We start from the raw sequence: 16,462 nt of genomic DNA, 5'->3' as shown, positions 1-16,462 counted from the left end.
CCCAGCCCCCCGCCAGCAGCGCCGCGCTCACCCCCAGCCCAATGAGCAGCGCCGGGCGCAGCCGCCCGGACCAGTCCACCTTCTCCCCCGCCAGGGGGAAGCGGCTCACCCGCTCGCCCACCGCGCCCAGCAGGGGGCTGTAGAGCGCCTCCGGGGCCAGATCAGCTCCCTCGGCTCCCTCCAGCCCCAGCCGCTCGACGGCGAAGAAGCTGCCGAAGCTCTCCAGCAGCCCCTGGTACAGCCCCTCGTGCAGCGCGCCGGAGCCCGCCAGCGCGATCGTGCTCAGGCGCTGCTCCTGCGCCGCCTTGAGCAGCTCGACGGGCCCACCCTCCTGGGCCACCGCCAGCAGGGTCTCCTCCACCGCCGCCGCGATCGCCGCCAGGACCTCCGCCGCCTCGAGGCGCTCCGGTTCGTCGAGCAGCACCCGCAGCAACCCCGCCTCCCCCCGCAGCGCCCGCACCCAGGGGTCGAGCAGGTCCACCAGCGTGCGCGCGCGCACCAGCTTGCCCCCCCACAGCACCACCAGGCTGCTGGCCGACGGCTCGAGGTGCAGCAGGATCCACAGCCCCTCGCGCACGGCGCGCTGGGCGTGGCGCACGGCCAGCGCCACCCCGTGCTGCTCCACGTCCCACAGCCGCAGCCCCCGCTCCTCGGCCAGTCGGGCCAGAATTTTGAAGGTCGGCTCGTAGACCTTGCCCAGCAGGGCCTGGCCCCCCACCGCCTCCGGCAGGCTGATCCGGGGGACGAAGGCCTCGGTGCGGGCTGGAGGCAGCGCCTCCACCTCGCGCTCCAGCGCCTTCATCAGCAGCTCCCCCTCGAGGCCAGGCGTGCGCGTCAGGCGCACGCTCATCAGCTCGGGCGGTACCACCCACACCAGATCTCCTTTGCCGCGAAAGCCCAGCTCCCCCAGCAGCGCCCCCAGGGCCTGCCCCAGCCGGCGCGGCTCGATCAGCTCCCCCCCGCGCAGCCAGCCCTCCTCCAGCGCCCGCCAGCCCGCCCCCTGGGGCCGCCCCTCCCGCAGCCACAGCAGGCGCAGGTGATGGGGGGTGAGCAGGGCCACCAGCCGGTGGGGGTGGGGCTTAGAGCGCGCAGAAGCGGCGGACCTCAGCCACGTCATAGGCCCTCGCCTCCGCGGCGGCCATGCTGATCTTGCCCTGCTTGACCAGGGTGGCCAGGCTCATGTCCATGGGGGTGAAGACCTCGCGCGCGGCAGAGAGGTCGGCGCGCATCTGTCCGGCCGACTTACGCGCGAGGATGATATTGGATACCGCCGGCGAGTTCGTCAAGAGCTCGTAGGCAGCGATGCGCCCGGGCTGGTCGGAGCGCGGCACCAGCTGCTGGGAGACCACCCCCACCAGGTTGCTGGCCAGTTGCACCGTGACCTGGGCCTGCTGCTCGGCGGGGAAGGCATCGAGAATACGGCTCACCGTCTCTGGTCCGCCCTTAGTGTGCAGGGTGCCCAGCACCAGGTGGCCGGTCTCGGCGGCGGTAATGGCGGCGCCGATGGTCTCGGGGTCGCGCATCTCGCCCACCAGGATCACGTCGGGGTTCTCGCGCAGCGAATCCTTGAGGGCCTGGCGGAAGCTGATGGTGTCGGACCCGACCTCGCGCTGGGAGATCACCGAGCGCAGGTTCTTGTGGTGGAACTCGATGGGGTCCTCGATGGTGACGATGTGCTTGGCAAAGTTCTCGTTGAGGTAGTTCACGAGGGTGTTCAGGGTCGTTGATTTGCCCGAGCCGGTGGGCCCGGTGACGAGGAAGAGACCCCGCGGCTGGCGCACCAGGTCGAACAGCCGCTCGGGCAGGCCCAGCTCCTCCAGTGAGCGGATCTCGTTGGGGATGGTGCGGGCGACCACGCACCACTTGCCCCGCTCCATGAACACGTGCACCCGGAATCGCCCCACGTCGCGCAGGAAGAAGGAGAAGTCGAGGCTCTTCTGCTCCATCCAGCGCTGCAGGCGCTCGTTGGCCATGGGGTCGGGCACGCGCCCCGCTGAATCCTCGTCGTCGTCGAGGTTGAGCAGCGCCTTCACGCTCTCCTCGAGTTCACGTCCCACGAAGACGCGAGCCCCCTCCATCAGCCTCAGCTCCCCATGCACCCGGGCCACGGGCAGCAGGTCGGGCTTGAGGATGATGTCGCTGGCTTGCATATATACCGCCGTGCTCAGCAGATCCAAAAACTCCATGAACGCAGCACCTTTGGTCAGCATTTTTCTCTCCCTTCGCTCCCTTCTTAGGCCATGGTCTTCGCCAGTACCTCCTCGGCCGAGGTCACGCCCTGCTCGACCTTGAGCACCCCATCCTCCGCCAGCGTGCGCATGCCCTTCTCCAGCGCCAGCTCGCGGATGCGCTCGGTGGGGGCCCGCTGGGCCAGCGCCGACTGCAGGGTGCGGTCGACCTCCATCAGCTCGAAGATCCCGGTGCGCCCGGCGTAGCCCCCGCGACAGTGCCGGCAGCCGTCGGGGTTGGGCAGCCGGGCGTGGCGGAGCTCCCGGTGCAGCAAGCGCTCGCTCTTGCCCTCGCGGTCCTCGCTCGAGCACGCCGGGCAGAGCCTGCGCACCAGGCGCTGGGCCAGCACCCCCAGCAGCGCCGCACTGACGTTGGCGGGGTCGACCCCGAGGTCCATCAGCCGGGTGGCGCTGCTGGGCGCGTCGTTGGTGTGCAGCGTGGCGATGACCAGGTGGCCGGTGAACGCCGCCTGCACCGCCACCTGCGCCGTCTCGCGGTCGCGGATCTCCCCGACGTAGATGATGTCGGGGTCCTGCCGCAGGAAGGCCCGCAGCACGTCGGCAAAGCTCACCCCGGCCTGGGGGTTGACCTGCACCTGGGTCAACCCCGGCAGCTCGTACTCCACGGGGTCCTCCACGGTCAGCACGTTGACCTCGGGCCGGGCGATCTCGCTCAGGATGGAGATGCCGGTGCGGGTCTTGCCCGAGCCGGTGGGCCCGGTGATCAGGAACAGCCCGTAGGGCCGCCGGATGATCCGGCGCAGGGCCTCCAGGGTGTCGGCCTGGAAGCCCGCCTCCTCCAGCGGCGGGGCCTTGCCCTCGTTCCTCAGCAGCCGCAGCACGGCCTTCTCCCCGTACAGCCCCGGCACCGTGGACACCCGCACGCTCGCCTCCAGCCCGCCCTCCTTGAAGCGGAAGCGCCCGTCCTGCGGGCGGCGCCGCTCGGCGATGTCGAGGTTGGCCTTGAGCTTGACCTTCTGGATCACCAGCGGGGTCGAGCGCGCCGGGAGCGTGGTGTACTCGTGCAGCTCCCCGTCGCGCCGCATGCGCACCACCCCCTGGTGCTTGTGGCTTTCGATGTGAATGTCGGAGGCGTCGGAGAGCAGGGCCTCGCGGATGAAGGAGCCCACCAGCCGGTCGAGGGCGTTGCCCTCGACCTCCAGCCCCTCCGCCCCTCCGCCCCCCTCCCCCTCGCCCTCCGCCAGGGCGCTGACCTCCTCGAGGTCGCGCTGCTGGCCGTAGTCCCGGGCGATCACGCGCTGGATGGCGCTGGGCGAGGCCAGCGCCAGCCGCAGCGGGGTGTTGCGCAGCAGCATGCGCAGCTCGTCGTTGCGCTGGATGTCCTCGGGGTCGGACACCGCCACCACCAGCTCCCCCGCGTCGTTGATCCGGTAGGGGATGGCCCGCAACGAGATGGCGTAGGCGTCGCTGATGCGCCGGCGCACCGCCGGGTCGGGAGGCGCGGTTTGCAGGTCCACGTAGGCCAGGCCCAGCGCCTCGGCCCGTGCCTCGGTTAGCTGCTCCTCGCTGACGAGGCCCTGAGCCAGCAGCAAGCTCTCCCCCCGACGGGGGTCGGCCTGGTGCTCCTCGAAGGTGCGCCGGTCGATGCGGCCCTTGAGCCACAGCGCCTCCAGGGCGCTCCTGGGCCGGGCCCCGGCCGGGCGCCCGCGCTGGGCGGAGCGGTGGGCCATGCGCCAGATCTCAGGGTAGGTCAGGGCCACCGGGCGCCGCTCCAACCCCGCTGCGGCAATCTCATCCTCGACGAAGGCGCGCCAGGTGACGTAGTAAGCCTGCCCCTCCTTGCGCACGCTCAGCAGCCGCAGCCGCTCGAGGATCTCGGCCTGCTCAGGCTGCCGCTCGAGCAGCAGCCCGTCGAGCCCCGGCCACAAGGGGCAGCCGCTAGCGCGGGAGAGCTCAGCGTAGAGCGCGCCCTCCCCTATGTGCCCCTCCTCCACCAGCCAGTGCTCGACCTCATGCCGGGCGCTGGGCGGGGGCTCGAGGTGGCCCAGGCCCAGCGCCTGCAGCACCCGCCGCTCGCGAGAGGCCCCAGGGGGGCGATCCCCTTCGGGACCGGCTGACGCCGCTACACCGAGCGGACGATCCCCTGTCGGGAGGGCCTGCTGCACCCGGGCCAGTTCCCGCCGCAGCACCTCCAGCAGCCCCTCGCGCTCGGCATAGCCCACCCCGACGGCCCCCAGCCGCCCGGCCAGGGCCCACACCCCCGGCTCGAAGGGCTCGGCGGCAGCGATCCACAGACCCCTGGGTATACGGAAGCCGCCCGCCCCGACAGACGGTTCCTCCTGCATCAGCGGCACGCAGGCCAGCTGCTCCCACTCCTCGGCGGCCACCGCCTGCAGCACCGAGTGGTCCACCGCGCGCAGCAGCAGTGGGGGGCAGCCGACGCGCTCGAGGGCCTGGGCAATGACAACGGGCTCGACCCGCAACGCCGCCAGGTCCGCCATGGTCAGCGGGCGGCCGCTCTCCTTCAACCGCTTGCGCACCGCCATCGCCCGCAGCGGGGGCAGCGCGCGCAGCTCCACCAGCACCTCGAAAAACGTGCGTTCGTCCGGCGGCCGCATCAGCGTTCCTCCCCCCGGCTCGTCTCGCGCAGACCCGCCCAGCGGGCCATGACCTCCTCCATGCGCCCCTGCTCCACCCGCCGACCCGCCTCGAAGAGGGTGGGGGTGTAGGCGACGGCCCACCGGCGGGCGGCCTCGAGGTCGGCCGCGATCTGGCGCAGCGTCTCCTCGCCCCCGGCGCAGGGTAGCAGCGGGGCGAACTGTGCCCGCAGCCGCTCCTCACCCTGCGAAGCCAGCTCGAACAGCCGCCCCACCATGTCCCAGCGCGCCTCAGCCGGGGCGCAGTACAACAGGGCGCTGGCAAGGCCTTCGGCCTTGCCGCGGGCCAGCGGCCGCAACACCAGCCGCATCTCCCCCGCCTTCGCCCGCGCCACCCAGCGCTCGCCGTAGCGCTCCCAGGCCCGCTGGCAGTGGGGACAGCCCCACCAGCTGAAGACGGTGAGGGCGGGCCGGGAGGCCGGCCCCAAGCTGAGGGGGTGGGCCTCGACCGCCACGCCCTCGGGCAGCGCCGGCCGCGGCCACAGCCACACCATCGCCGCCGCCAGCAGCCCGCCGCCCAGCACCAGCCACTTGTGGAGGGGGACGCGCGCGCTCATGCCTGGACCCCCCGCTCGATGCGCACCGAGTCCCCGGGTCGCTGGACGCCGAAGGCCACCACCGCAAAGCCTGGGCGGGCGTCCTCAACCACCAGCCACAGTAGCACCCCTTCCCCCCGCGCGAAACCGAAGCCCCGTGCCCGCGCTGCCGAGCGCGGCACTCCGCCCAGCCCTAACAGCCCTTCGACCTGGCCGGAGGGGAAGGGCAACGCGGCCTCCTCGGCCTCCTGGGCACAGCGGTGCAGGATCTCCGCGGCCTCGTCCTCCCAGCCGAAGTGCAGCGGAGCCGACAGGCGCGGGCAGACCCCCGCGCGCATCATCTCCTCGATCACCGCCAGGGCGTAGTTGGCCGCCTGCCCGCCCTCGCCCAGCTCCAGCCGCGCCCCGCGGTAGTAACAGTCGAAGGCCTCCAGCCGCAGCATGCCCTCCCGGCGCAGCCCCCAGGCCAGCACCCTGCGGCCCTCGGGCTCGATCCCCGCCGCCAGGAAGGCGTCGCGGGCCGCCATGAAGGACCGCAGGCCCTCCCACTGGTGCAGGAGTTGCCACAGCTCCTGCACCTCAGCGTCGTTCAGGCCGTCCACCCAGCCCGCGCCGTCGGGCAGGTCCTCGCTCAGGAGGGCCACCATCCCGCGGGTGCGGGTGAGCACACCGTACTCGCCCACCAGCACCGAGTCCAGCAGGCCGTAGATCAGCTTGTACAGCTCAGTCACTCCCCACCCCCAGCTCCACCAGCCGCTCCAGCAGCGCCTGGCCGCCGTGGCGGTGGGCGTACTCGTTGGCGTCGGTGCGGCCGGCGGGGTCGAGGGGCTCGAGCAGCCGCACCGGGAAGCCCTGCTCGCGGAAGGGGGCCGCCCAGCGCTCGAGCACCTGCGCCCGCCTGTCGTGGGGGTCGGCATAGAGGTAGACGGGCTGCAGGGGCAGTCGGGCAACGAGTTCCTTGCCGGGGGTGCTCTCCACCCCGGGCACCCCGATGACCCCCAGACCCTCCTGGTGCACCAGGCTCCACACCAGCAGCGCGTTGGTGGCCCCCTCCATCACCACGATGCCCGCCCGGGCCTGCAAGAGCCCCGGTCCGATCCACAGCGGGCTGCCGTGGCCGGGGGTGAGGGTGTAGAAGCGGTTCTCCCCCTCCTTCACCACCCCCCGCCGCACCACCGCGTTGAGGGGTCGCCCCTCGGCGTCCATGTACACGATCACCCCGTCCTGCTCGTTGAGCGCCCCCAGCCCCCCCTCCAGCGCCGCCTCCAGGCCGAAGCCCCGGTTTTGGAAGGCCCTGGGCAGGTGCCCCATCGCGCGCAGCCGTTCCTGGGCCTGGCGCACCCGCTGCAGCATCTCGCCCTCCAGGGGCCGCACCAGGCTGGCCGAGCGCGGGTGGGAGGGGGGCAGGTCGGGGGGGGTCTCGTCGGTGAAGAGGTCGCCGTAGCCGATGCCCAGCGCCTTGATCACCTCGTCGGTGGACGCCCCGCCGAAGTCGTAGAGCAGGATGCGCCCGTTCGCCAGCCGGATCGAGAGCGAGGGCTCGCTCTCCTCGCGCACCGGCGAGTAGGCCATCCAGCGGCCGGGCCCGGTCTTCCGCACCCCTTTGAGGCTGGATAGGAGCCGCTCGAGGCCCTTCCCCGCCATGTGGCTCTTGGGGTCGCCGCCGCGCCGCTCGATCATGCGCTCGAAGTCACGGCGGCTCGCGTCGATGAAGGCCTGCAACCGCGTCGGCGAGGTACCCACCCGGCTGGGCGAGCCCGGCAGGTGCCGCCCGGTGAGGGCGATGAAGGGGCTGCGCCGGACGGCCACATTGCCCCAGGTCAGGGGCTGCTCGCTGCCGCCCTCGTACAGCAGCAGCAGCGAGCCCGGCACCACGCCCTCCTCGGCGTAGCAGTTGAGCATGTCCAGGTAGCGCATGGCCCAGGGCGCGACCTTGCCGTCCTTGAGCCCGTTGTAGAAGGTGATGGCCACGACCGGGTTGTAGCGCGAGTTGACGTAGGCCAGGCCCGAGGCCTGGGCCTGCGCCAGCGCCTGGCAGGCCCGCTCGAAGCTGGCCCAGCTGTAGGGGTCCTCCACGCTCGCGGCGACGGCGGGGTTGGCCGCCTGCACCAGCTCGAGGACCGGCCGCCCTTTGGCGCCGCGCTTCGCGCCCGGCCGCCACAGCGCCCAGCGGTTCTCCCGCGTGAGCTTCTGGGGCAGCTCGAGCCACCGACCCTCCTCAGCCCGTCCTGGTTGGGGTGTCTCGATCATGGCCCACACTATAGCGGTCTTTGATAGGGAACTCTGATCAAAGATGAGAGGCAGGCCGGATCAGATCCTGCCATCGATTTACATATCTTGAAACTTCAGGAAGGCGAAATATACTAAAAACACCAACCCCCCCGAAGTTTTGGAGAACCGGGGGGTTGACGCCACAGGTGCTACCCTGTCTTAGTTGTCGTTTTCAGGGTAGCACAGGCGAGAAAGGAGTGCAAGGTGCCTACAGCCTGTGCCCATAGAGCCTCCATCGCAGCCCCGACCGTGGCCACGGTCGGGGGATCGTCATCATCTGCATCCGCTGCACCCGCGGGGGTGCAGCCATGAGCGTCATCCGCCGCGGCCCCAAGCGGGACTTCACGGTGCTGCCCAACGCCACCCTCAACGACGCGCGGCTGTCGTGGGAAGCGCTGGGGATGCTGGCCTACTTGGTCAGCAAGCCCGCCGACTGGCAGGTGCGGGTGGCCGACCTCACCCGCCGCCCCCTCAGCGGCCGCGACCGCACCTACCGCATCCTCGAGGAGCTGGCGCGCAACGGCTACCTGGAGCGCCGCCAGCTCAAGGACGCGCGCGGCCGCTTCACCGGCTGGGAGTACCTGGTCCACGACGAGAGCCAGGACCCGCCCCCTTCCCCCCCTTCACCGCGTCCTGAAAACCCGGATACGGCCCAGCCGTATCCGGCTAAGCCGGAGCTTAAAAAAGAAGGAATTAAACAAAAGACAGAATTTAACGAGCAAGAATCGAAGATTCTTGCCTCGAGCAAGGAATTGCCGGCAATTCCTCCGCCGGCCCCGCCCGCCGAAGGGGCCGCCCCGGCTTCCCCCGCTCGAGGCATGCTCCGCCAGGAAGACACCCCCCTCTCAGGACGGGCTGCGCCCGCGCACCGGACGGAAGGATCTTCCCCGGCGGCCCGCGGCGGGCGCCCGACCAAGCGGCACGACGCGGTGGGCGAGCTGGCCCAGGCGCTGGGGCTGGCGGGCTGGCAGAAAAACTTCGCCCGGGTGGCGGTAGGCGAGGAGCGGACGCGCAACGCCTGGTTCTACCTCGCGCGCCAGGCCCCGCAGGCCCTCAAGGGCTCGTACCGGCTGCTGAACAAGACCGGGGAGCGGGGCCCGGTGACCTGGGCTACCTGGCTGCCCCTCCTGGCCGAGGACGTGCGGGCCTACGGCGAGGCCCGGGTGGCGCGGGCCCTCGAACTCGCCGTCATGCAGGGCACGCCCAAGGGGGCGTGGGGCTACTACCGGGCCGTCGTCGAGGACCGCCCCGCGCCCACAGAGCCCGAGGCCGCCCGGTGGGGGAACCCGCCCAGGGGACGATCCCCTTCGGTACGGGCTGACGCCCGTGCACCACAAGGCCGCCCGCCCGCCCCCGGGGCCTGGGAGCGGCTGGAGGCCGAGTACGGCCCGCTGACCTCGAGCTACGGCCTGGACGAGCTCGAGCGCGAGTACGGGGCCCGGAGGAGGGCCCCGGGGGGCGATCCCCTTCGGGACGCCGCCGGGCCCGGCGGCAGTCCTCTGCCGGGGGAGGTGGCTGATGTTTGAGCTCTCCTGCACCCCTGGCCTGCTGCCTGCCCGGCGCAGCGCCCCCCGGCCCGACCCGAAGCTACCCCCCTGCCCGCTGTGCGGGGCGACGGCCCTCGAGAGCGCCTACCGCTTCGCCGAGGACATCTCCCACGACTGCGACTGCCTGCTGCGTGAGGAGGAGGGCTACTACCGGGGCCTGCGGCGGCTGTGGCGCGGGCGGGTCTGCCTCGAGCAATTCCTGGCCAGCGTGCCCCGCCGCTACCGGGGCTTCACCCTCGAGGGCTACGTGCGCGAGCCGGCCAACGCCGAGGCCCTGGCGGCAGCCCAGGGCCTCCGGCCGGGGGAGTTCCTCTACCTCTACGGCCTGCCCGGGCGCGGCAAGACCCACCTGGCGGTGGCGGCCGCCCGCCGCCTGGCGGAGCAGGGGCACAAGGCGCTGTTTTTGGGCGAGGCCGAGTACCTCGAAGCGCTCTACCGCAGCATCCGGGGCCAGGGCGAGGCGCCTGACTACCGCTCAGTCGAGGTGGTCGTGCTCGACGACGCCGGCAAGATCAAGCCCACCGACTTCGCCTACCAGACGCTCTACGCCCTGCTCGAGCACTTCTCCAGCGAGGGCAAGACCCTCCTCGTCACCAGCAACTACCCCCCGCTGCAGCTCGCCCGGCGGCTCGCGGGGGGCGAGGCCGAGGCCGCCGCAGCCATCGCCAGCCGGCTGACGCAGGGCTACGTGCTGGAGGTGGGGGGCCGGGACCTTCGAGCCGCCCAGGGATCCCTCCCCCCTCCCGGCGGCTGAGCGCCCGCCGGTGTACGCCGCCGGCAGCGGCCCCAGGAGGGTACCGGTGCGTTGCCGCTCCTCGTGATAAGTGATATCATCTTTTTTGATAGGAGGAAATTATGGCGACACTCACCGCACACGAACTCCAGGCCCAACTGCACGCCTTCACGGGTACCGAGCGCTACCACGCGCACTGGTGCGGGGGCAGCCTGCTGCTGACCGACGGCGCCCGTTTCCTCGCCGAGCGGGCTGGGGCCTTCTGGCTGATGGATGTCATCGCCTCGACCCTGCCGCTGCGGAAGTGGGACCCCTTCGTGCGGGTGCGCGTGGAGCGCGACGGCTGCGGGGCCAAGTTGACCCTCGACGACGGCGACGGCAAAGTCTACTACTTCCAGCACGTGCCCTACACCGACTTCCCGCTGGAGGAGTGCACGCTGTACGCCGCGTGGGACGAGGGCCACGCCCGCTACGTGGTGATGCTGCCCGGCGAGTATTGACCCACGCAGCCCCAGGCACACCGTGCGACCGCCGCCCTCCGGGGCGGCCTTGCCTTGCCTTGCCAACGCGCGCCGGACGCCTTAGCCGAACAGCGCCCGGGCGATCTGCCGCCGCACCACCTCGGGCTGGCCCAGGTAGCGCCCCAGCCACAGCTCGAGGCCCCCCACCGCGACCAGGTTCTGCGGTGCGCGGGGGTCGCGGGCGGGGGAGGAGGCCAAGGCGCAGAAGACGCTCGCCGACAGATCGGCCAGGGCCACCGCCTGCGCGACGTCGGCGGCCGGGGTCTCCACCCGCAGCAGCGCCGCGGAGGGGTGGTAGGGGCGGGCTGGCCGCAGGGGCAGCCGCACGTACCAGCTGAACACGTCGAGGGGGCGGCGGCGGGCCAGGCCCCTGAGGAAGAACACTGGGGTGCGCTCGCCGGGCTCGAGCTGGCCCAGCAGGGCCTGGCGGGAGGGGTCGAGGTAGCTAGCCGCCTGGGTCTTGGTGTAGCCCAGCACCTGCCCAGGCCGCCGGAAGGGCGCCTCGCCGGGGAAGAGCTGCCCGTCGAGCACCGTCAGCCCCTCCTCCCCCGCCTCGGCCAGCCGGTTAACCAGGGCCACCTCGAGCCGGCGCATGGCCTCGGTGAGGCGGTGGCGCAGCTGGGCGACGTCGGCGTGGGGGAAGCCCAGGGGAACGTAGTGGCGCAGGCCCTCCGGCAGCGCCACGTCCGCACCCCGTTCACCCCCGTGCAGCAGCAGGTGGCGCTTGAGCGGCTCGCCCGCCGGGCGGATTCCCCCGCCGTCGCGCACCACCGCCCCCGCCACCACAGTGGCCAACAGGGCCGGTCGCCCAGCTTCGTCGGCCAGCAGGGCCTCGACCTGCTGGCGGCCGTCGACGAAGAACAGCCGGGGCCAGCAGGCGGGGTCGAGCGGGGTTGGCCGCCGGGGGCCCCAGTTCCCCTCGAAGTCGGCGCGCACCTCCCGGGCCTGGGCCCGGTCCCCGCCCGCCTCGGGGTCGCCCCCCTGCACCGCCCGCTCGGGTAGCGCGTAGGCCGCGTTCCAGGCCTCGAGCCTCCAGGTCATGCAGTTGATGGTATAGGTAAAAATGATAGGACTTCAAGCCCCCCTCCCCCCCAAGGATGAGAGTTATATGAAAGTGGGAGGATGAGGGCTTTTCGCTGTCGCTGACGACAAGAACCCCGCATGGGCGACGCCGCCGGCGGGGGTGCCGGGGCTAGGATCCCCGGTACAATGCGGGCATGCGCCTGCGCCTGCACCTCACCAGCCCGCTGGGCCACGGCCTCGAGCTCGAGGCCACCGCGGAGGACTACCTCGAGCTGCTGCGCGAGTGGGGGGCCAAGGGCTACCGCCCCGCCCCGCCTCCCCCCGGCGGCTACGTGCTGCCGCTGGCCTGTGCGGGCTGCTTCGACTGGGCCTTCCTGGGCGCCAGGGAACTCGACGGCGAGACGGTGGAGGCCTTCGGTTTCCGCTGGCGCCGCCGCCACCTCGCGGGCCGGCGCGACCTGCCGGAGGTGGTGAAATTTTCACGCGGGGCCTGGCAGTTCGAGGAGGAGGGCGTGGAGGGCAAGCGCCAGGGCTACGTCACCCTCGTCCGCTTCGAGGGGCCGGGCGACTGCGGGGGGACGTGGTGCCGGGCGGGGCAGGGCGGGAGATAAGCGGGGACCGCGATACGCGCCCGTGCACACCGTGGCGGCCGGATCATGAGAGCCGTCCCTGTACCAGCGGGGAGCGGTGCTACCATGGGGCCATGAGCCTGAGCTGGATCGACCTGCTGATGCTGATGGGGGCGGCCTGGGTGCTCTTCTGCGCCGTGGTCGATCCGCGCAGCCTGCTGAGCGAGCTGCTGGACGACGGGGCCGCCGAGCGCCACGAGGCGCAGACCATGTTCGACAAGGAGGCCGCGGCCCTGCGCCACCCCCACCTGGCGCACGAGATCTCCCCCCGCCGCTTCGACTGAGGCCCCCGCTCGAGCCCAAGTCTCCACCCCCCTCCCTCCCCCGGCCCTGCCCGGGGGGTTTTTCCGCTCGAGGTGTCCGGCGGGTTCGCGCGGATCGCGGGGGCGCCTCGAGCGGGCGAGGGGGAGGCGGGGGATATCGGGCACCCCCGGGGTTGGCGCGGGCGGCGGTTCGGGTTCATCCCCGGCGCCGGGAACGGCGGCCCGGGGTAAACTGTTGGGGTTCCATACAGGAACCCCTGGCCGCAGCCTTTGAGTCCTATGGGTGCCCTGCGGCCGGGGTTGGCTTTGTCAAGCCGGCCTAGCGGGGGCTGAGCTGGGCGAGCAGGTCCCGCAGCAGGTTGCGCAGCTCCTTGTCGTTGTCGGCCAGCTTGAGGGCGATCGAGGCCATGTCGCCGGTCGCCTGGGCTACCTGGCGCTCCACCGCGCCCAGCCGGTCGTTGAAGGCCCCGAGCAGGCCGGTGACCAGGGCGTAGAGGCTGCCCTCGGCCTCCTCGTCGTCCGGCAACAGCTCTACACTGCGCAACCCCCGCTCGGCCGCCGCGAAGCGCCCCTCCAGGTGACTCAGGCGCAGCTCGAGGCGCCCCAGCCGATCCCCGAACTCGCCCAGCCGCTCGTTCAGGCGGGCCAGCTCCCGCGCCAGGGCGTTGTCCTGGGGGTCCCGGGGGGCCCCGGCATCCGGCTCCTCCGCCTGGCGGGGCGCGGGCGGTTCCTCCCTGGCGGGCCCACGCTTTGCCGGAGCCTGCAGCAGCGCGGCGTAGGGCTCCGGCAGGACCGGCGCCTCGCCCCGCTCGCGGCGCTGGCGCAGCGCGTCGAAGTGCTCATGGATGGGCGGGGTGGCCTGACCCCCCTGCCCCGACCGGTACTCGGTGGCCAGCTCGTGCAGCGCGGCCAGCAGCAGCGGCAGGTCCGCGCCACCGACCCGCCCGTCTTTTGCCTCGAGGTCACCCCCCTCGGCCCGGATGCGCTCTACAGCCCGGCGCAAGCTGCGCTCGCTGTAGCCGCTGAGGCGGGAGAGCTCGCCGAGGGGGACGGTGGGGGCTGCGGTCGTGTGCGGTAGCGAGGGTTTCATGGGACCATTCTGCCGCGAAGCCCGCCGCGCCCTCCTGCCGGTTCTCATCTTGGCGCAGCGCCGCCTGGGTACGGCGGCTAGGCTGGGGACGTCCCCCCCAGCGCGGGCCGTGACCGGGCGCCGGGGGGGCTCGGAGGCGAGATGCAGACCGAAACCCACCCCTTACCCGAGACCGCGGCGCCCCTGCTGCTGAGGAACTCCGACCCGGTGCTGATGATGGCGCCGGACGACCTCGAGGAGAGCCCCGAGCAGGCCCGCCGCCGCTACGACCCCCAGGAACTGGAGGCGCTCAAGGCCAGCGTCCGCCGCTACGGGTTCATCGTGCCGCTGCTGGTGCAGGACCAGGGGGGCCAGCGGCTGCGGGTGATCTCGGGCCACCGCCGCCTGCGGGTGGCCCGCGAGCTGGGCCTGCAGGTGCCCTGCCTGCTCAGCCGCACGCCCTTCCGGGGGGCGGCCGAGGCGGAGGTGGTGATGGCGGCCAACCAGCAGCAGCCCCTCGACCCCTTCGAGCTGTTCTGGACGGTGGTGCGCATCACCTGGGAGTACCACCGCGAGCTCTACGACCCCGCGCTCTCCCTCGAGCAGTGGATGGACCTGCTGCGCTACGTGCTCGACCCCGGCGCCGCGCCGCTGGAAGAGCAGCCGGAGTGGCTGCGCCTGCGCTACCGTGAGGTGATGGAGTCCCTCGACGCCGACCTCAAGGCCTTCGGCCTGCCCGCCGCGCAGCTGCGCGACCGGCTCATCCGCTACCGGGCGATGCTGCCGGTGGTGCAGCGCGCGCTGCGCGAGGGGCGGCTGAGCTGGGAGGGTGCCCGCAGCTTCAACGGCTGGGTCAAGCGTGCCCGGCGGATGTTCCCCGAGCATCCGGCCCTGGGCGAGGAGGCGCTGTGGGCGCTGGCGCAGAGCCTGCAGGCGCTCAGCCTGCGGGAGCTGCGCGAGGCGCTGCAGCGGGAGCTGGCGCGGCTGGGAGCGCCGCGGCGCGAGGCGTCGGAGGCCGAGCGCACCATCCGGCGGCTCTACCGCCGCACGGCGCGCCTCGAGCAGGACCGCCGCCAGGAGGTGCGGGAGCGCCTGCGGCTGCTCGAGCAGGAGCTCAAGGACATCGAGGCCCTCCTCGAGCAGCCCTGAGCCACCCCCGGGCGGCGCCGCCCATAGAGGGTCTTTGCTGTGCTGGACGGCAAAGACCCTCTTGCTTGTGCTTCTCATTGAGGACTCATTTTGATGACTTGATGATATCTAAAATATCAATAGGAGATTCCTATGGAGCGCTACGCCGGACGGATGGTCTACCCCTTGCTCCTGGCCTACGTGGCCGCGCTGGTGGTGAGCGCGGGCCACCTGGCGCAGTGGTACGCCCTGACCTCGGGGGGCTTGCCCGGGTGGTTCGCGCTGGGACTGGCGGTGAGCCTCGAGCTGACCGCGTTTCTGTTGTCGCTGATCTCCAACCTGGTGCCGCGCGCACGCTGGGCGGTGGGCGGGGCGTTGGCCGCGCTGGCGCTGGTGTGGGGGGGGAACCTGCTGGCGATGGCCCGGGTGCCCGGCATGGCCGGCTGGGAGGTCTTCCTGCAAAGCCTGTTCGTGCCCGTCTCGACGCTGGTGGTGGGCAAGGTCATCGGCGAGCTGCTGCGGCTGCAGGGGGCGGCCCCCGGCCGCCCCGCCGCAGAACCCCCCCGCGAGGCGGCTCCGCCGGCGGTCAGGGCCACTCCTGTCGGGGACGGGCGCGAGCCCGTGCGCCACACCGTGCCGGCACACGACGGCCCCGAGCGCCGGGGAGAGCCCGCGAGGGAGGGGGACCTGGCCGCGGCGAGCTTCCTCCAGCAGGCCAGCCGGATTACCCGCACCCGCATCGAGGTGGCCGAGTCCATCGAGCACGGCGTGGCGCTGCTGGAGGGCCTGCCCCCACAGGCCCGGCGGGCGCTCCAGCTCATCGAAGAGGGCCAGAGCAGCCGCGGCGAGCTCATGCGCGCGCTGGGGGTCGGCCTCGTCGAGCTCAGCGGCATCGTGGGCGCGCTCGAGGCCCGCGGGCTGGTGCGGGCCAACGGCCAGGGCTGGGAGCGCCGGTGAGCCCGGCCGTGGCCCGGGCCGCCGCCATACTGCTGCTGGCGGCCGTCGCGTTCGCGGCCGCCCAGCCGGGAGGGACCGCGCCCGTGTCAGCCCGTCCCGAAGGGGATCGTCCGGCTGGTGCAGGGCCGCAGGCCCTCCCGATAGGGGATCGTCCACCGGTGGACCCCCGGCAGCTCTACCGCCTGGTGCAGGCCTACTACGGCACGCCCTACCTCTGGGGCGGCACCGACCCGCGCGTGGGGCTCGACTGCTCGGCCTTCGTCCAGCGCGTCTACGCCCACCTGGGCTGGCGGCTGCCGCGCACCGCCCTCAAGCAGTACACCCGCCTCCCGCCCGTCACCACCGCCTACCTGCTGCCGGGGGATCTGGTGTTCTTCCGCGCGCCGGGTCGGCCGGTGGACCACGTGGGCCTGGTGCTGTGGGACGGCCTGATGGCCCACGCCAGCCAGGCCCGCGGGGGCGTGGTGGTCGAGCCCCTGAGCCGCTACGCGGGCCGCTACATCGGGGCCCGCCGCCCGCTGGCCGGGGTGGTGCCCGCAAAGTCCTATTGAGGAAATATATATTGACTGCTCGGGCAGCCTCGGCTAGGATGGGGCCGTGATCCGCCTGGATGGTCGCGCGAGAGCGCAAACGGGAACGGCCCGTGTCCGGGTCCCCAGCTCGCTGCCGGGAGCCGGGGGGGAAACGGACCTCACACCGCCCGCCGGGGCAACCAATGCGCCCCTTCGGCAAACCTCGCGCTCCGAGGCCCGGCCAGGGGTACAGGGCGCGCGGGGGCGAGACCGGGCAGGCGGCGGCGGCTACTCCTCGGGTAGGCCCCGCCCCATCGCATTCGAGCCTTGCCGTCCCGAGGCGCGTCATAAGCCCCCCAGGCCTGGCCCGGGCCGTCGCGGAGGGGGTACGTCCTGCGGCAGAGGTGCCCGGGCACCAGGGCTAAAT

The 16,462-nt window shown here is 72.5% G+C and carries 16 protein-coding genes; 8 read left to right on the top strand and 8 right to left on the bottom strand.

Annotated features, from left to right (window positions below; all coding sequences use genetic code 11):
* From MEICH_RS26575 to MEICH_RS27525, 6 genes are all read right to left on the bottom strand, one after another.
* On the bottom strand, nt 1–1,117 hold a 1,117-nt coding region (locus MEICH_RS26575), incomplete at its 3' end, for a hypothetical protein (protein ID WP_169730731.1).
* Nucleotides 1,080–2,186, bottom strand: a complete 1,107-nt coding sequence (locus tag MEICH_RS0122125) for a type IV pilus twitching motility protein PilT (RefSeq protein WP_036219998.1) — start codon at nt 2,184–2,186, stop codon at nt 1,080–1,082. The genes MEICH_RS0122125 and MEICH_RS26575, both read right to left, overlap by 38 nt.
* Before the next feature lie 47 nt (nt 2,187–2,233).
* Nucleotides 2,234–4,807 (bottom strand): GspE/PulE family protein, encoded by a 2,574-nt coding sequence (locus MEICH_RS27530; protein WP_051304442.1) that lies wholly within the window; start codon nt 4,805–4,807, stop codon nt 2,234–2,236.
* A complete protein-coding gene (locus MEICH_RS0122115) occupies nt 4,807–5,403 on the bottom strand; it encodes a DsbA family protein (RefSeq protein WP_027894415.1) in 597 nt (198 codons plus the stop codon). The genes MEICH_RS27530 and MEICH_RS0122115 overlap by 1 nt, the downstream gene beginning before the upstream one ends.
* A complete protein-coding gene (locus MEICH_RS0122110; protein WP_027894414.1) occupies nt 5,400–6,113 on the bottom strand; it encodes a hypothetical protein in 714 nt (237 codons plus the stop codon). Before MEICH_RS0122110 ends, MEICH_RS0122115 begins: the two co-directional genes overlap by 4 nt.
* On the bottom strand, nt 6,106–7,632 hold the full coding sequence (locus MEICH_RS27525; RefSeq protein ID WP_051304441.1) for a toprim domain-containing protein: 1,527 nt from the start codon (nt 7,630–7,632) through the stop codon (nt 6,106–6,108). The genes MEICH_RS0122110 and MEICH_RS27525 overlap by 8 nt, the downstream gene beginning before the upstream one ends.
* A gap of 329 nt (nt 7,633–7,961) precedes the next feature.
* Here MEICH_RS27525 and MEICH_RS27520 point away from each other — a divergent pair, with 329 nt between their 5' ends.
* The 3 genes from MEICH_RS27520 (at nt 7,962) to MEICH_RS26545 (ending at nt 10,433) form a co-directional block, all read left to right on the top strand.
* Nucleotides 7,962–9,179: a hypothetical protein gene (locus tag MEICH_RS27520; RefSeq protein ID WP_051304440.1), complete on the top strand. Its 1,218-nt coding sequence runs from the start codon at nt 7,962–7,964 to the stop codon at nt 9,177–9,179.
* Nucleotides 9,172–9,954 carry an ATP-binding protein gene (locus tag MEICH_RS26550; RefSeq protein WP_051304439.1) on the top strand — a complete coding sequence of 261 codons (783 nt, stop codon included), beginning with the start codon at nt 9,172–9,174 and terminating at the stop codon, nt 9,952–9,954. The genes MEICH_RS27520 and MEICH_RS26550 overlap by 8 nt, the downstream gene beginning before the upstream one ends.
* 101 nt (nt 9,955–10,055) lie before the next feature.
* A complete protein-coding gene (locus MEICH_RS26545) occupies nt 10,056–10,433 on the top strand; it encodes a DUF6876 family protein (RefSeq protein WP_036219997.1) in 378 nt (125 codons plus the stop codon).
* Between the two features lie 81 nt (nt 10,434–10,514).
* On the opposite strand, the gene MEICH_RS0122080 is transcribed toward MEICH_RS26545, so the two are convergent.
* Nucleotides 10,515–11,495 (bottom strand): DNA double-strand break repair nuclease NurA, encoded by a 981-nt coding sequence (locus tag MEICH_RS0122080; protein ID WP_027894412.1) that lies wholly within the window; start codon nt 11,493–11,495, stop codon nt 10,515–10,517.
* Nucleotides 11,496–11,671: 176 nt separating this feature from the next.
* On the opposite strand from MEICH_RS0122080, the gene MEICH_RS26540 reads away from it, so the two are divergent.
* Both MEICH_RS26540 and MEICH_RS0122070 read left to right on the top strand, forming a co-directional pair.
* Entirely contained in the window at nt 11,672–12,088 is a 417-nt protein-coding gene (locus MEICH_RS26540; protein WP_036219995.1) for a single-stranded DNA-binding protein, read from the top strand.
* Between the two features lie 92 nt (nt 12,089–12,180).
* On the top strand, nt 12,181–12,390 hold the full coding sequence (locus tag MEICH_RS0122070) for a hypothetical protein (protein WP_027894411.1): 210 nt from the start codon (nt 12,181–12,183) through the stop codon (nt 12,388–12,390).
* A gap of 298 nt (nt 12,391–12,688) precedes the next feature.
* On the opposite strand, the gene MEICH_RS0122065 is transcribed toward MEICH_RS0122070, so the two are convergent.
* A complete protein-coding gene (locus tag MEICH_RS0122065) occupies nt 12,689–13,459 on the bottom strand; it encodes a hypothetical protein (RefSeq protein WP_027894410.1) in 771 nt (256 codons plus the stop codon).
* A 141-nt stretch (nt 13,460–13,600) separates the two neighbouring features.
* Between MEICH_RS0122065 and MEICH_RS0122060 the strand changes: the two genes are divergently transcribed.
* From MEICH_RS0122060 to MEICH_RS0122050, 3 genes are all read left to right on the top strand, one after another.
* A complete protein-coding gene (locus tag MEICH_RS0122060; RefSeq protein ID WP_027894409.1) occupies nt 13,601–14,587 on the top strand; it encodes a ParB/RepB/Spo0J family partition protein in 987 nt (328 codons plus the stop codon).
* Between the two features lie 132 nt (nt 14,588–14,719).
* Nucleotides 14,720–15,523 (top strand): hypothetical protein, encoded by an 804-nt coding sequence (locus MEICH_RS0122055; protein WP_027894408.1) that lies wholly within the window; start codon nt 14,720–14,722, stop codon nt 15,521–15,523.
* A 158-nt stretch (nt 15,524–15,681) separates the two neighbouring features.
* Nucleotides 15,682–16,074: a C40 family peptidase gene (locus tag MEICH_RS0122050; protein WP_027894407.1), complete on the top strand. Its 393-nt coding sequence runs from the start codon at nt 15,682–15,684 to the stop codon at nt 16,072–16,074.
* Nucleotides 16,075–16,462 lie beyond the last annotated feature (388 nt).

The organism is Calidithermus chliarophilus DSM 9957 (assembly GCF_000430045.1).
In the GTDB taxonomy this organism is placed as follows: Bacteria; Deinococcota; Deinococci; order Deinococcales; family Thermaceae; genus Calidithermus; species Calidithermus chliarophilus.
Note: the sequence above shows the minus strand (reverse complement) of the source record. Positions and strands in the feature narration are given on the sequence as shown.

Bases quoted from the DNA above. Each gene is read 5' to 3' on its own strand.
- MEICH_RS0122055 (WP_027894408.1), top strand. From the start codon at position 14,720: ATGGAGCGCTACGCCGGACGGATGGTCTACCCCTTGCTCCTGGCCTAC.
- MEICH_RS0122070 (WP_027894411.1), top strand. From the start codon at position 12,181: ATGAGCCTGAGCTGGATCGACCTGCTGATGCTGATGGGGGCGGCCTGG.
- MEICH_RS26550 (WP_051304439.1), top strand. From the start codon at position 9,172: ATGTTTGAGCTCTCCTGCACCCCTGGCCTGCTGCCTGCCCGGCGCAGC.
- MEICH_RS27525 (WP_051304441.1), bottom strand. From the start codon at position 7,632: ATGATCGAGACACCCCAACCAGGACGGGCTGAGGAGGGTCGGTGGCTC.
- MEICH_RS27520 (WP_051304440.1), top strand. From the start codon at position 7,962: ATGAGCGTCATCCGCCGCGGCCCCAAGCGGGACTTCACGGTGCTGCCC.
- MEICH_RS0122060 (WP_027894409.1), top strand. From the start codon at position 13,601: ATGCAGACCGAAACCCACCCCTTACCCGAGACCGCGGCGCCCCTGCTG.
- MEICH_RS0122065 (WP_027894410.1), bottom strand. From the start codon at position 13,459: ATGAAACCCTCGCTACCGCACACGACCGCAGCCCCCACCGTCCCCCTC.
- MEICH_RS0122125 (WP_036219998.1), bottom strand. From the start codon at position 2,186: ATGGAGTTTTTGGATCTGCTGAGCACGGCGGTATATATGCAAGCCAGC.
- MEICH_RS26540 (WP_036219995.1), top strand. From the start codon at position 11,672: ATGCGCCTGCGCCTGCACCTCACCAGCCCGCTGGGCCACGGCCTCGAG.
- MEICH_RS0122115 (WP_027894415.1), bottom strand. From the start codon at position 5,403: ATGAGCGCGCGCGTCCCCCTCCACAAGTGGCTGGTGCTGGGCGGCGGG.
- MEICH_RS0122080 (WP_027894412.1), bottom strand. From the start codon at position 11,495: ATGACCTGGAGGCTCGAGGCCTGGAACGCGGCCTACGCGCTACCCGAG.
- MEICH_RS27530 (WP_051304442.1), bottom strand. From the start codon at position 4,807: ATGCGGCCGCCGGACGAACGCACGTTTTTCGAGGTGCTGGTGGAGCTG.
- MEICH_RS26545 (WP_036219997.1), top strand. From the start codon at position 10,056: ATGGCGACACTCACCGCACACGAACTCCAGGCCCAACTGCACGCCTTC.